This window comes from Streptosporangium brasiliense, assembly GCF_030811595.1.
Taxonomy (GTDB): domain Bacteria; phylum Actinomycetota; class Actinomycetes; order Streptosporangiales; family Streptosporangiaceae; genus Streptosporangium; species Streptosporangium brasiliense.
Window position 1 is genome coordinate 2,557,306 of sequence record NZ_JAUSRB010000002.1, and the last position, 14,156, is coordinate 2,571,461.

13 protein-coding genes are annotated in these 14,156 nt (G+C 60.5%); 6 read left to right on the forward strand and 7 right to left on the reverse strand.

Translation table 11 applies throughout. The features are described from left to right. The first annotated feature begins 2,605 nt into the window (after window positions 1-2,605). Window positions 2,606-3,535: a hypothetical protein gene (locus J2S55_RS20515; protein WP_306863430.1), complete on the forward strand. Its 930-nt coding sequence runs from the start codon at window positions 2,606-2,608 to the stop codon at window positions 3,533-3,535. A 96-nt stretch (window positions 3,536-3,631) separates the two neighbouring features. Further along, window positions 3,632-3,808, forward strand: coding sequence for a hypothetical protein (locus J2S55_RS20520; RefSeq protein WP_306863433.1), 177 nt, complete (start codon window positions 3,632-3,634; stop codon window positions 3,806-3,808). Between the two features lie 162 nt (window positions 3,809-3,970). On the opposite strand, the gene J2S55_RS20525 is transcribed toward J2S55_RS20520, so the two are convergent. Continuing rightward, window positions 3,971-5,869, reverse strand: a complete 1,899-nt coding sequence (locus tag J2S55_RS20525) for a DUF2075 domain-containing protein (protein WP_306863435.1) — start codon at window positions 5,867-5,869, stop codon at window positions 3,971-3,973. 161 nt (window positions 5,870-6,030) lie between these two features. Between J2S55_RS20525 and J2S55_RS20530 the strand changes: the two genes are divergently transcribed. Then, window positions 6,031-6,387 carry a nucleotide pyrophosphohydrolase gene (locus J2S55_RS20530; protein WP_306863437.1) on the forward strand — a complete coding sequence of 119 codons (357 nt, stop codon included), beginning with the start codon at window positions 6,031-6,033 and terminating at the stop codon, window positions 6,385-6,387. Window positions 6,388-6,744: 357 nt separating this feature from the next. Here the strand turns inward: J2S55_RS20530 and J2S55_RS20535 are convergent, their stop codons facing one another. Then, window positions 6,745-7,533: a hypothetical protein gene (locus J2S55_RS20535; protein ID WP_306863439.1), complete on the reverse strand. Its 789-nt coding sequence runs from the start codon at window positions 7,531-7,533 to the stop codon at window positions 6,745-6,747. An 18-nt stretch (window positions 7,534-7,551) separates the two neighbouring features. After that, window positions 7,552-7,710: a hypothetical protein gene (locus J2S55_RS20540; protein ID WP_306863441.1), complete on the reverse strand. Its 159-nt coding sequence runs from the start codon at window positions 7,708-7,710 to the stop codon at window positions 7,552-7,554. A gap of 145 nt (window positions 7,711-7,855) precedes the next feature. Here J2S55_RS20540 and J2S55_RS20545 point away from each other — a divergent pair, with 145 nt between their 5' ends. The 3 genes from J2S55_RS20545 (at window position 7,856) to J2S55_RS20555 (ending at window position 10,679) form a co-directional block, all read left to right on the forward strand. Beyond that, window positions 7,856-8,302: a DUF6932 family protein gene (locus tag J2S55_RS20545; RefSeq protein WP_306863442.1), complete on the forward strand. Its 447-nt coding sequence runs from the start codon at window positions 7,856-7,858 to the stop codon at window positions 8,300-8,302. Beyond that, window positions 8,299-9,792 carry a helix-turn-helix domain-containing protein gene (locus tag J2S55_RS20550; protein ID WP_306863446.1) on the forward strand — a complete coding sequence of 498 codons (1,494 nt, stop codon included), beginning with the start codon at window positions 8,299-8,301 and terminating at the stop codon, window positions 9,790-9,792. Before J2S55_RS20545 ends, J2S55_RS20550 begins: the two co-directional genes overlap by 4 nt. A 224-nt stretch (window positions 9,793-10,016) precedes the next feature. Continuing rightward, window positions 10,017-10,679, forward strand: coding sequence for a DUF4186 family protein (locus J2S55_RS20555; RefSeq protein ID WP_306863448.1), 663 nt, complete (start codon window positions 10,017-10,019; stop codon window positions 10,677-10,679). Window positions 10,680-10,707: 28 nt separating this feature from the next. Here the strand turns inward: J2S55_RS20555 and J2S55_RS20560 are convergent, their stop codons facing one another. The 4 genes from J2S55_RS20560 to J2S55_RS20575 form a co-directional block, all read right to left on the reverse strand. Next, window positions 10,708-11,238, reverse strand: coding sequence for a phosphotransferase-like protein (locus J2S55_RS20560; RefSeq protein ID WP_306863450.1), 531 nt, complete (start codon window positions 11,236-11,238; stop codon window positions 10,708-10,710). Further along, window positions 11,229-11,750, reverse strand: coding sequence for an ASCH domain-containing protein (locus J2S55_RS20565; protein WP_306863452.1), 522 nt, complete (start codon window positions 11,748-11,750; stop codon window positions 11,229-11,231). Before J2S55_RS20565 ends, J2S55_RS20560 begins: the two co-directional genes overlap by 10 nt. After that, window positions 11,747-12,319, reverse strand: coding sequence for a hypothetical protein (locus J2S55_RS20570; RefSeq protein WP_306863454.1), 573 nt, complete (start codon window positions 12,317-12,319; stop codon window positions 11,747-11,749). The genes J2S55_RS20565 and J2S55_RS20570 overlap by 4 nt, the downstream gene beginning before the upstream one ends. A 641-nt stretch (window positions 12,320-12,960) precedes the next feature. Next, window positions 12,961-13,962: a hypothetical protein gene (locus J2S55_RS20575; protein ID WP_306863456.1), complete on the reverse strand. Its 1,002-nt coding sequence runs from the start codon at window positions 13,960-13,962 to the stop codon at window positions 12,961-12,963. Window positions 13,963-14,156 lie beyond the last annotated feature (194 nt).

Below are 14,156 nucleotides of genomic sequence, written 5' to 3' on the forward strand. Positions count from 1 at the left end.
GTGGACCCCCTTGATCCTTATCCAGGCAGTAAAGAGCCGTGGCGATGCAAGTGCATGAACTGCGGAAAGACGGTCACGCCCTGCTTCAACCGTGTCCAGCAGGGCCAAGGCGGCTGTCGGTACTGCTCTGGGACAGCCCCGGTTGACCCGCAGACTGCGGTGGAGGACATGAACGCTGCCGGGTTTGAACCCCTAGAGCCCTACCCGGGCGCCAGCTGGACATGGAAGTCACAGTGTTTGGACTGCGGAAAGGTGTCCCATCCGCGCCTTTCCACTGTTCGTCGAGGACACCGCTGCCAGCACTGCGCTGGCAATGCCCTCCTCGACTCCGAACTCGCAGCTGCGAAGATGCGGGAAGCCGGGCTGGAACCTCTAGTCCCTTATCCAGGAAGCCGCTCTCCCTGGCGCTGTCGATGCTTAACCTGCGACAACGTCGTGGCCCCAGAATATGGCAACATCCGGCAGGGGCAGGGAGGTTGCCTCTACTGCCGTCCGGCTGGCCCGGCCCCTGGCGCACCTGCCCTCGTGTACGTCATCACCCACGAAGAACACGAAGCTGGGAAGATCGGTATCACAGGCTTAACAACGCGGACTGACCGGCTTGCAGCCCATGAACGCAATGGCTGGACGCGGCACGAGGACAAGCTTTACCGAGTGGAAACGGGTACTGAAGCGAGACGGATCGAACAGGCAGTCATGAAGATCCTTCGCGACGTATACGGCATTCCACCGTTCCTGACCAGGCGGGAGATGCCAAACGGATGGACGGAGACGTTCGATCTGCAGGAGGTTCGGGCAATAGAGGTATGGCGGCTCGTCCAAGACACTGCATGTTCTAGAAGGTGACGACGAGTATGCATCCTCACCTGCTTCCTGGACTCATCGTCCAGATGGAAACCTGAGTGATTTGCTGAGGCGGTAGCTTCCAAAATCGCATGATCTTGTCCTGGTTCATGCAATAGTTCCGCCATGCCGCGAAAGATCTCGCACGATGAGGCCACCGCCGTGATGCGGGCTGCGGGAGTGGAGCCATTGGAGCCCTACCCTGGCGCTCATTCTCCGTGGCGGTGCCGTTGCCTGACGTGCAGCAAGGAGGTGACGCCGTGGTTCAAGGCCGTACGCAGGGGTACCCGGCCGTGCCGATTCTGTAGTGCGGCTGTGCGTGGCGCGACTCGACGCATCGATCCCAAAAAAGCCGCGCAAGTGATGCACGAGGCGGGGTTGGAGCCGCTGGAACCTTACCCGGGGTTCAACAAGGCGGCTTGGCGGTGCCGGTGCCTGACTTGTGGCAAGGAGGTTATCCCGCGGTACAACACCATCCAGCAGGGTGGGCGCGGATGTTGGGACTGCGGCAAGGTTCGCGGAGGCCTGGCCAGCCGGATCTCTGAGAAGGCAGCACAAGTAGTGATGATCCGAGCAGGCGCAGTCCCTTTGGAGGACTATCCGGGCAGTAAAACACCTTGGCGATCTCGCTGCACCAGCTGTACACGAGAAATCACCCCTACCTTGCACAACGTGCGCAACGGTAGCAACGCGTGCGCCTACTGCTCTGGTCAGCGGGTCGACGTTGAGGCGGCCCGGGCGGTCATGGAGGCCGCCGGAGTTCGCCCCAGTGTCAACTTCCCGGGTTCGGACATGAAATGGAAATCTGAGTGTTTGACGTGCGGCAAGATCGTCAGCCCTCGATATAGCAGCATCAAAGCGGGCCAGTCGGGCTGCAGGTACTGCGCTGGCCGAGCCGTTGACCTCAAGGACGCAGTTGCCCTCATGCATTCTGCCGGTGTTGACCCGAAGGGGCCATGGCCAGGTAGAGCCGACCAGTCTTGGGAGTGCCAATGCATAGCCTGTGGCCGAACCGTCTACCCCGCCTACAACAACGTACGCCGCGGCCACGCAGCCTGCGGATACTGCACCGGATTGATCGTAGATCCGCATCTCGCCTCCCAGGTAATGCAGGCTGCTGACTTGGAGCCTTTGACTCCATATCCCGGGTCCGGGAACTCTTGGCCCTCACGCTGCCTGAAATGCGGCCAGGTCGTCACGCCAACTTACACAAGAATCCGTATGGGCCAAGGTGGTTGCCGCACTTGTGCAAAATATGGATTCGACCCTGCTCTACCCGCCATCGTGTATCTCGTCACTTCCGAGACACATAACGCGGTGAAGATTGGTGTCTCTAACCGAGGAGCCAATCGACTCCACGAGCACCGCAGGGCCGGATGGGCTCTGGCAAAAATTGATGGCGCTCACTGCCAATGGGCAACGACAACTGGGGCGCTAGCGGAGGCCGTAGAAAAAGAGATCCTTAAGTGGTGGCGCGACGTCCTGGCCGCACCACCCGCAGTCACTCGGGATCAGATGCCACAGCGAGGCGCTAGTGAGACCGCCTCGTTGGACTTCGTTGATCCTGTGGAGACGGCACGCCGTATCGCAGCCGTGATAAGCAGACTTACATGAACGATAAGTCTGCCTCCTGGAACAAGTCAGCAAAAGAAAACGAGATCTCAATGCCGTTCATACCGAGCCGTGGCTCATCAGCCTTACCCGCTCATCGCCACAGTGCCTGCTTCGCTTCTTCGGAAGCGCAAAGTGAAGACTTCGCTCTGTGAGTAAGACCGCGTATGTTTACGTTCCCCGCAACTCGATCATCAACTTCACCATCGGGATCGACAACGGCATCTGGGGATGGCACTCGGCCACCTTAGGCAAGGCAGGCGGCCGGGAGACCATCGTCTCCCTTAAGACTGGCGACTACCTCATGTTCGGGCACCGCGGCCCCAACAGCCGCGTCGCCGCGGATGGATGGCGCGACGCGCACCTGCAACGGGTCGTCGTCGGTCAGATCACCCGACCGTTGTATACCGACGCTTCACAGGTCTGGCCTGATGACATCTATCCGGAGCGGGTGGATGTCGATATTCTCAGCGACGACACCGACGTGACCGGAGCCATGCTGGCGGCTGACGCCATGGAGGCGCTTCGGATGTCGGCCAACAAGCAGGGAAGCGCTGTCCTCAGCAGCTCAGACGCCGTGCTGGCGCTCGCGGCAACACGCCAGGACGCCCATCCGCAGGATGCCTCGAAGCTCGGCGATCTGCTGACGATCGACGGATCCACCGATGTGGTCAGGATGATGCTCGGCCGGCGCGAACAGCAGAAGCTGCGCGGGGCGAAGTTTGGTAAGCGGACCCTTCTGACCTGCGCGTTGTGCGGGCGCACTCTGCCCCGGAAACTGATGCGCCTGGCACATATCAAGCTTCGCTCGCGAGCCAGCCACACCGAGCGGCTGGACCTGAACAATGTGATGGGCGCCTGCCTGGCAGGCTGCGACGCCTTGTTCGAGTACGGCTACATCTACGTCGACAACGAGGGTGTCATCCGCTCGTCGATTCCAGAAACCGACCTGTCGGATTTGGGCAAGCTTGCCCGGGAGCTGGTCGGTCGGCGATGCGCCGAGCACAATGCGGATAGCGACAAGTATTTCGCGTTCCATCGGGCGGAGGTCGTCAAGGGCTCCCTCTTTCCTCTCTTCTAGCTAGTTGTGCGTTAGTCGCCTGTATGGATCTGCCTCACGCCCTGGTGGGGATTTCCCTGTCTTCGGTCGTCTGAGGGACCACCCATGCTCATGCCTTTGTCGCGTTGGCAGCGCACGCTCATCGTCGCCGTCCTTGTCCTGCCGATGTTGATGATCATCATGCTGTCCTTGCCCGTGTGGCTCTATCTGCCGTTCCGGGAGGCGGGACGGGTGTTCATCTTGGACCTGATCCGAGAGTTCACCAAGTGGATCAAGGCGGCCAAGGGCGAGTAGAAGCCACAGAAGAGCGTCACGCAGTACCGCCTTGACCGCACGAGGGCCGCAACATCCCGTTGTGCCGCTTGCGGACCGATGGATGAGAGTGAGTTTCCCAAGCCGACGAGCCGTGAGACCCGCGTACGGTACATCGCTCAGCTAGGACGAGGCTAATGGTCGTTACTCCGGCAGGACGGGCACGCCGAGTCTGGCGAACAGGCGGTTGGTGGTGAGGTCTTCGGAGTACAGAACGGCGCCGCGCATACCGCGGGTGGCCAGAACCCGGTAGGTGTTGCGAACCAGTTGGTCGAAGCGGGGGGCGCGATTGACCATGGTGTCCTCATTGGCCTTACGGTCGGCCTTCCACCCCTGTTCGGTCCAGGTCAGGTCTTTTCCGAAGATGACGCCCGCGTAGTCGTACTCAAATCCTTGAGCGGTGTAGATGCAGCCGATCTGGTTGAAGCCGGCCGGGGCACTGGCCCACAAGCTGGAGGGGGGAATGCCGTTGACCGTGCGATCGGCCTTGGAGTTCCAGGGGCGATGCCAATCGTCGATCTTGATGTCGTTGATTAGGGCGCCGTCGCGCTGAGGTTCGCTCCAGGGCCAGCAGAAGCCGGCCGCGATGCGAGCGGTGTGTCCCTGGGTCAGCTTGGTCCGCAGGAAGTTCTCCATCACGGCGGGGGTGCGGGCCACGTACAGCTCGAAAGTGTCCAGCGGCAGCCACCGCTGTGGGCCCTGCTCCGAACCCAGGCCCAGGAGCTGCTCGATCCAGGTGACGTATTCGGGGCAGCCTCCGCAGCGGAACTGGTGACGTAGGTCGATCTGGTGGACCTTCACTCCCATCGCCGTGGCGGTGTCACGGATGAGCTCGATGGAGCCCACCTCACCGCGGCGGACCAACTGGTGCTCATCCAGCAGGAACACCGGGACGTGCGCAGCGTTGATCAGTTCCTGCACCTGAGGCGGTGCCTGTCGGCCGTCGTCGTAGCCGTTGTTTGTGTTGCGTTTGTGGGAGGTCTCGCGCAGCCGATGGGCCTCATCACACAGCAGGACGTCGAGGTTGTTGGGGGTGGCGTGGGTGTAGCTGTTGAAGTAGGAGAAACTGCGCCGTGCCCGTTGGTCGACCTTCTGAACGTTGTCGCGCAGGGTCTGGGTGAAGGATTTACTGCCGGTGGCGTGGACGGCGCGTACGCCCTGGCGGTTTAGAGCGCCCAGCAGCTCCACCGCGATCACGCTCTTACCGGTACCGGGACCGCCCACGATCACGATGGCCTCCTTGGGGGCGCCCTGCTTGCTTCTGGCGACCGCGCCTCGCACGTAGTCGTAGGCTTCCCGCTGCTCATCCAGCAGCGGGAAGACCGACCGGCGGCAGACGCTCTCGCTGACCACCGCCATCAGACCTTCGGTCGGCAAAACCGGAGCCTCCAGAAGTTCTTGGGCGTAGTGGGTTGCCTTCTCGGGGGCCAGGACAGTGCGAAGAGCACGTTTGAACTGCTCCTGATGATCTTTGCCATACATCCGCACATAGGCGGGATCGCACTGCAGGCCCATGGCAGAGGGCCGGATCGTCGTCAGGGTCTCACCGGTGGCGTTGTGCATGTTGACGATGCAGAAGACCTCGGCCGACTGCTTCAGCAGGGGAACGTAGTCGATCAGAACCTGACGGTAGTCCCAGACCTGCCTGACCGGATGCAGCCGCGGGTTACTGTTGGGTGCCCCGGGAGCGTGCACCATCTCCGAGCCCGGATCCGGCCGCACCCACTCCCATTGCTTGTTCTCCACCACGACCACCGACATCCGGCCCTCGCCCGGGTAGGACCCGACCAAGACCAGGTCCATACGCACGTCGGTGATCGGGATCTTGAACTCCACCAGCACCTGCACATCGGCCAGATCCGCCTCGACCAGGAGATTGACGACCGTCGGGATGCTGTTGCGCCACGATTCGACTTCCCTATGGTCCAGCTTGCCGCCGATCAGCTCATCGAAGCTGCGCCTGAGCTCTCTGATGAGACGGTCTTCGGAGATGACGTTGGCGAGTTCACCGGCGGTTGCCTGGTATAGACAGCGTGAGGCCACGAAAGCCGCTCCTTCACAAAGTGACGCCATCCAGACGGAGGTGATGTGTGGTGTGAGACGTACCGTAACGCCGTCGACCGACAATTGTCGGTCTCCGTCACCTCCTGTTGCGGACGTCGATTGCGAGTTCCAATGACGACAGGGCGGTAAAGTCGGCACCCATGGCGACAGAACTTGAGGAACTCGCCGGGCGTCTTCGCCGGTTCGGTGCGGAGCGTGAATGGGAGAAGTTCCATACCCCAAAGAATCTGGCGATGGCCTTGGCAGGTGAGGCAGGTGAGCTGCTGGCTGAGTTCCAGTGGTTGACTCCCGAGGAGTCTCGGCGTCCAGACCCTGAGACCCTGGGCCGGATCCGTGGGGAGCTGGCTGATGTGCTGAACTACCTCGTACAACTCGCCGCCGCCCTAGAGGTCGACCTGGTGGAGGCTGCTTACGACAAGATCGACGTTTCCGAACGACGGTACGCCCCTGATGTGTATCGAGGTTCGGCACGCAAGGCACCCCCATTGTCCTCCTGAGAGAAATCGGTGATTCAGGCGGATGAAGTCGGTGGAATTGCGAAAGGTGCTGTAAGGCGCAGATAGGGGCAAACATGTCCATGACGGGATTCGGAGGTTACCCGCTTGAGCGGCTGTGAACCCGCCCAAGCATCTTGGACGAGTGGTCCTACCGGCTGCCCCTGCCCGGCATTCTTCGAAGAAGCCGTCGAGCTAGCGTCGCATCAGGCAAGGTTCGCCTTGTCAAGCACGGCTTGTAGCCGCTCGTCGTTGCGTGGCGATTTCGCCAGATGATGTAGCGGCGGATCATGCTGCTCTGTTCCTTGCAGCTGGCGTGGTCGGTGTGCCGTCGAGAGTGAAGTAGTGCAGGGCGACGAACTAAGCCTCTATGCGGCTCAGCCAGAAGAAGTTGGTCGGGCTGTAGGCGATCTCGACGTTGTTGGCCTGAGCACAGTCCGCCACCCGGCGGCACTTCCCGGTCGTCAGGTGCGGGGAGTAGTTGTCACAGACGATCGCCAGGCTGATCGTCGGAGGGTAGAGCGTGCGCAGGTAGTGGCAGAACTTCAGGAACCTCGACCGGGGCTTGGTCTTCTTGATATGGCCATAAAGCTTGTCCTGGGCCAGGTCGTGGGTGGCAAGCAGGTGCTGGACCCCTTGCGGGCGGGTATAAGTTGCCCGCTGCCTGGGCCTGGGCTCACGGTCGGGGTTCCTGTGCTTGCCGCCGCGCTTGGCCCACTGCCTGCCCGGGGGCGGCTGAAGGTTCAACAGCCTGAACTCGTCTAGGCAGAACACCGCACCCGGCTCGCCTTTCTCGGGTATGACCTTGCCGCCGGCGATCGCGTACAGGTGTTCCACCCGCGTCTTCTTGGCCGTGTAGTCCGGGTCACGGGAGGTCTTCCAGGTCTTCACGCGTTGAAAGGAGACACCTTCCTCGTGGAGCAGGATGCGCAGGCCCTCGTGGTTGATGTCGTCGACCACCCCCTCGGCGGCCGGGAAGTCCGTCAGTTTGGTGAGGCTCCAGGTTGAAAACGGCAGGCCGTGCCCGGTCGACCGGAACTTGGCGATCTTCGTGACCTTCCGGCGTTCGGGCAGGTGAAAGTCTTTGGCCAGCCCCCTGCACCTGGGGTAGAGGGAGGCGAAGCCGCCGACGTTGAAGTCGTGGATCACGTTTCGGACTGGTGAACGTCACCTGGCGACCCTCACCACGGCCATGCCCTGCGCGGACAGCAGCACCATCTGGGCCCGCCGCCAGGTCACCACCGATTCGGCGCCCCGGCGGCTGATCCGCAGTAGCCGCCTGCCCTCGTCATCGTCGATCTCACGGACGCGTACTCGTTCCGCCACCCGCACAGCCTGACGGCCAGGCATCGCCCAGGACAGGACTTAGGCGGCGCGGTACGTCACAACGGGGCGAACGCTGTCTGATGCGGCACTAGAAAGTTGACAGCCTCAAGATCAAGTTGACTCAGCACAACACAACATTTATGTTGTGTTTGTGCTGCCAGACTTCACCGATGACGGATTACTTCCGCCCGGCCTGCACCGGGCCTCCTGGGACGAGGTGGTGGGCCGGTTTGGCTTCAGCGCCCAGCGGCAACGGTTGTTGCGCGGACTGCGTGAAGCTGGGACCAACTTGCGTGACGCCGGCGCTCGGCACCTGTGGTTGGACGGCAGCTTCACCACATCCAAAGCCGAACCGTCCGACTTCGACTGTGCTTGGGCCCACGATGGGGTAGACCTCTCCAAGATCGACCCAGTGCTCATCGACCCCGTGGACATCCGCAATGGACGGCTGCGTCAGAAGGCCAAGTACTTCGGCGAGTTCTTGGTCGGCACTGAGCGAGGGTCGGGGATGCCCTTCCAGCTCTTTTTTCAGCAGAGCAAGGACGGCACTGCCAAAGGAATTGTTCTGCTCGATCTGAGGACATTGCCATGATTCAGAATGAGCGCCAATACCGCATCACCGCTCGTCAGCGCCAGGTATTGGCTGAGGCGCTGGAGCAGCTGCACGCTGCTCGCGCAGATACGCTACGAGACCCAAGCCATGTTGACGACGGTCACGACCTCCTACGGTTCCAGTTGGAGGAGGCCTCGCTGGATGGCCAGATCATCGGCCTCGATGACCAGCTCCGAGAGTATGAGGAGCTGCGCGCCGGGGGAGTGGAGCGAGTCCGAGTTACTTCGCTTAGCGACTTCCCTCAGGCGCTCATCAAGGCCCGGATCGCGTCGGGGCTGAGCCAGCGCGACCTCGCCCATCTACTGGGCCTCAAAGAACAGCAGATCCAGCGGTATGAGAACGAGGGCTATAAGTCGGCCTCTCTGACGCGTCTGGAAGAGGTACGGCGAGCACTCAATGTCGAGCTCGATGCCGGAATCCAGCTTCCGGCAATAGAGTCGCCGCTGCGGCGCTTGAAGCAGCGACTGCTGGGCCTCAAGCTCGACCGCAAGGTCGTCGAGGGCAGGCTGTTGCGTGATATCGGTGATAAGGCGAGTCCTGCCGCGGTGCTCGGTGTGGCTGAACGCGCTGCCCGCTTGCTGGGGTTGCAAGTGGAGCAGCTGCTGGCGCCAGCCGACACTGCCCTACCTCCTCTCGCGACAACCGCCCGGTTCAAAGCGCCAGCTAATGCGGAGCCTCAGAAGCTCGATGCCTATACCCGCTACGCGGAAGGGCTAGCGGAGATCGTGCTGAAGGCCACGAAGCAAATGGGGGCACCGCGACCTCCTGCAGATGCACGGGCTGCTCGAGCGGGCATCGACAAGCTGCTTCGGGCTCAGGTGGGTGCGCAGCATGACGAGGATGGCCCCGTAAACAAGATGTCGTCTGGACAGCTGTATGAGGCGACGTTGCGATACCTATTTCACCTCGGTATCCCTGTAATCGCGCTGCGGGACCCGGGTACCTTCCATGGAGCATGTTTTACTGCTGGAGGCCGTTCGATACTGATCATGAAGCAGACAACCGACTCGATGGCCAAGTGGCTTCACGATTTGCTCCACGAACTGCCTCACCTATCCGACCCCAGCCGCGGCGAGCTGCGTAGCTGGTACGAGTTAGGTGACGTCAGTACCTGGAGCGATGACCCTGAAGAGCAGCGAGCGAACGCCTTTGCTGCGGATGTTCTGTTCCAAGGGCGGGGGGAGGCAGTTATCGAGCGGTGCTTCCTGCTGGCAGGAGGATCGATCGAACGTTTGAAGAGGGCTGTGCCAGCTGTGGCTCAGGAAGCGGAAGTGCCAGTTGATGTACTGGCGAACTACGTGGCCTTTCAGCTCTCCACCAGAGGGATTAATTGGTGGGGGGTTGCGACCTCCTTCCAAGTTGCGGGTACGCCTTGGCGCACAGCCACCGACCTCCTACTCGAGCATCTCGACTTCACCGCCCTGGACTCCATTGAGCGGGCAGCTCTTATGGATGCCCTGGCAGCGTGAGTCTTGTATCGCTGTGCGCTATGCCTAGACACCTATTCGTCAACCAACGCACTATGGAGTCAGCCCTTTCGGAGGTAGCCATGCATGAAGGTTCGGGGGATTCGCTAAGCCAGAAGTGGACCACGGCTGCCCAGCCATTGGGCAGTCTGCCCTTTGAGGCGGAGCGACTTCCCCCGCTTCCGCCTGTTTGGAGCGCTCCGACAGCCACCACACCGTTGAGCGGCGTGTGGAAGCGGCTGGACGGGAAGATCAAGGTGCGATGCCTTGCCAGTGCCTGCGAGGACAATCTCCACTGCTTCAAGCTCGGTAATAAGTTGGCAACGGTGCTGGGCGCCGGCACATGCCGAGAGTGCAAACAGCCGCTCGTCTCCATGGAGCGCGTCGCGCAGCGGGATCTCGCAGATATCGACCACACCTTCGCTGCGCTGCAGCGTGAGTGCATTCGTCACTACTTCTGGCACATCCCCTTCGGGCAGAGGGCATTGAACTATGCCCATCGCGCAGGCCGCCTGGCACTTGAGGAACGGATGCCTCGGCGGTTGCGATCGCGCATCGGCAAAGCTGAGCCGTTCCGCGACGGCACACAGACGCCGATTGCCACCGAGAAGGCAGACGCGCTTGATTACTCCATGCATGCCGTGGCGGCCTGCTGCCGGAAGTGCGTGGAGTACTGGCATGGCATTCCGGTGGGGCAGCCTCTCACTGAGGAGGAGATCGCCTACCTCGCAGAGCTAATGCGTCGCTACCTTCAGGCTCGCCTGCCTGACTTGGATGACCAACCGCGGAAGATTCCTAGCCGACCGAAGGCTGATACGGTGCTGCGCCTGCCCACAGCCAGACCTCACGAAGCCATCACTCTGAAGCACCAGCACCCTCACGCCTCTTAAAGAATGGGTGAGGTTGCATACACCACCTTCATAGCGCGGGTGGTGTCAGCGACAGGTAGTCGAGAATGCAGGCGTCGATCTCAGTAGGTGACAGTTCGCTGTCAATGACAAGATCGGCCACAGCCTGTACATGGCTTAGTGACGCCTCGACAGCATGGTTTCCTGTCCCTGGGGGGTCACCCCGTGCTTGCATCCGTGTGTGCTGCGCGTGTTGATTGAGCATGAGGTAGACAGTCACGATGCGGGCGTCAGGCAGCTGGCGGCGTAGTTCTTCGATCGCTTCTGCGTGGCGTACGCCGTCGACCACGAGAGTATGCGTATCAGCAGGCACGTCTGTGAGTAGAGTCTCGATAAACGGTGGCCAGCCAGCGGCAATGAGCTGTAAGCCCAGTTTCTGCAACGCTGCTCTATTTAAAGCGTGCCCATTCTGTATGGCGTGGCTGCGGACCACCTCACCGAAGCTGCGCACAACAGCGCTCGAAAGATGAGTCGCTAATCGCCGTGCAGTACTGGTCTTGCCGCTGGCCATTTTGCCGCTCAGGCAGACCACTAATTCCATGATAAGGACAATTGCTCATTGGACTCCTGTGTGCAGCCATCGCGCAAGACCAGCCACCCGCGGCGGTCCTGCTTATCTACCCGAAGTGGCGTAAGCTGCCGGACGTCAGCGATTCCAAGGAGAGTTGCGTAGCGCTTGTCCGTTCGGGCGGCCCAGAACTCGCTATCAGCGCAGATGGCATCACTGTAGTTGCTGATAAGTCTGGAGATCTCTCGTGTATTTAGCTCGATGAACTCTACGGATTCGACACTGAAGGACGCCACGATCGGACCCGCTTTGAGCAATACAGTGTCACCAACTGCCACCCGACGATAAGGAGAAATTAATGGCTTGGAGAAGCGAGACTCAATGGTCTTCTTGCCTTCGAGTATGTAGGTGAGGAAGGGTTCGACCATGCAGGCGATATGGATGCCGGATGATGAGCTTCTGTTGTCGAATAGGTTCAGCCGATTCCAGTCATCACGGGTTCGGGTGGCTGCGGCAATCTGGTGGAGGATGCGCGGTTCTATCATGGTACTTGAAGATCCTTTTGTATCGTATGCTCCTGAAACTCAACAAGGAGCAAATGAAAGAGTCGGCTGGCTATACGGCTGGTCAAGCGTAGTTTGCGGGCGTGATTTCGTGTACTTGCTTCACTAAATTGCGAACGCATAAGATCGCTGTGACAAAGATCAATAAGTTTGCTAATTGCGCGGTCGTGAGTTAAAGAAAATACGCGGTTACCGCTTGTCCATAGACCTATTTGCTGGCGGATGGGGTCGCGCCGGCTGACTGTGTCGAGAACATCTCCGGCCACAAGAGATCCGAGATCAGTTCCCTTGGTGTGTCGAGTCTTGATGCGGACTGGTCCGAATCGGCAATCTCGCCAAAGTTCCATATCAAGATCCGAGGGACGGGACATATTGGAATCGGCAACCTTTTCGAGCACTAACACATCGCCGGCACGCCAATCCGTGGGGACAGGTAAGTGAGGCGCGGTTACCTTGAGCGATGAGGCTTCGAAATGGGGCATGCGGTAGCGAACGTGGCCCACACCGACGTCGACGCAGGCAAACCCCAGCTGGGGCAAGTCGTCGAGCAAGGTGGCACGCTCCTCTGCAGCACCAGGGCGAGTGGCCATTGTCGGTTGGCACAGTAGGATACGCGCACCGATCATGCATGTGTGGTTAGTTGCCATAAGAAAGGCGCGTGTTTCTGCCGGATACCACGGGGGGTCGACGATCGCGACACGTGCTTCCAGAGCTGGGGGATCCGTCCTCATCAAGTTGATGCAGTACACGTGCGGTATCCCTGCCAAAGCAGTGGTCGCTGCGGAGTTTCCTTCCAGAAGCACATGTCTGAATCGGTTGTAACGTTCACAGCCGAGGAGGAATGTCGTTGGTGTCCCTATATGTACAATTGGGGCACCGTCTGGGAGGTTCGCTGTCGCCCGGCCAAGAAGGGCGTGGGCTGCCGACTCGGTGAAGCGCCACTCATAGTCCGCAGGGTGGGGCACTGGCAGCTCAACTGTCTGCCTAACCACGGGGCCAGGCATGACCGCGGCACGCGGACGTTGTTCGGCGACCTCTATTAGCCATAATTGGGCAAGCGTTGTCGGATAGTAGCCAGGCGACAAGCGCAGCACTGCTTGGAGGTCGCCGCGTACCTCCTCATCTAGCGACTGCAGCCAAGCAAGGGCCTGGGCTGTGAACTCCTCGTTCTCTGAGTCGAACCGCATAGCACCTAACCTTGGATAGCGACATCGGGCATGGGTATCGCACGTTCCTTTGCGGAGAATCGGCTTCGTAGCTGCTCGTTCCAGATCAGGACAGCCGCTTCCTGAATGGCCAGCGCTCGTTGCTGTATCTCGCCCACTCGCGGTTGAACCACGCCAAAGGCCTCGATGCGGAGCGGGACAAGCCTGAGTGGCAGGTTGGGATGGATCTGCTGCAAGCGGTCCACGAAGGTCGTCATTGCCTGGGCCAGGCCACGATCGTGGCTGGCAGTGAACGTTGCGTAGGCATAGAGGTCGATCCCCAGTGCAAGCAACCTGCCAAAGAGCTCGAACTGGCGGTCATACAGATCGGGTTCGGCCTTGGTGTTGAAGGTGAATGAGTCGGCGTCAAAGCCTTTGAAGCAGCAGACACGGCCATAGAGCCGGTAGTCGGCAACCTCAGCTCGCTGCTGCAGAGTGAGATATCGCCAAAAGTAGTCATTGCTTAGGTTGTCATCCGACCATAGGTAGACCTCGTCCTGTAAGCCGCGTTTAGCCAGAGCGTCCATCATCCAAGGAATCCACTCCGGTATGAGGTCAGGTTGTCCGCCAGAGCAGTCGATGACCAGGGGACGCTCTGGCTCAGCGAGGTACATGTTGACAAGCTCATCGGCGGTCAGCCAGGAGGCGCGGGATTCGTTAGCGGAGAGAAGATTGAAGGGAACGAAGCAGTACCAACACCGCCAGTTGCAGGCGGCATTTTGGAAGACTTGTGCGTTGCTCGCGGTGGCCGGGGACACACCGAGTCGACGCGATGCTGGCAGCAGTGGCAGCGGGTTCGCAGGCCAGGGGGCCGGAGTCTCGATGCGGAAGTGCCGGATCCGGCCGTGACCGCCGCAATTTGGCGGCTCCGATAGATCCCTCTCCTGCGAGGATCCCTCAATGCGTGAAATGAGCAACTGGCGGGTGCTTGGACGAATCGAACGCTCCCGCAATGCGGTGGATAGATCGTCTGTCTTGATGCTGGCCATGGTCACCAACCCGTCGTATGCGTAGGTAGTTCGAGAGGTGCGCTCTCTAAGGGTTGACATTGCGTCCGTTAAGTGCTTTACCCCTCTATGGCTCATTTCGAGAATCGACTGGTGATGTGACTATGTACCCACAGTTTCAGCACCTGATTGATGCTGAAGCGGAATAACTTGTGCGCAGACCGCGATTGGCGGTA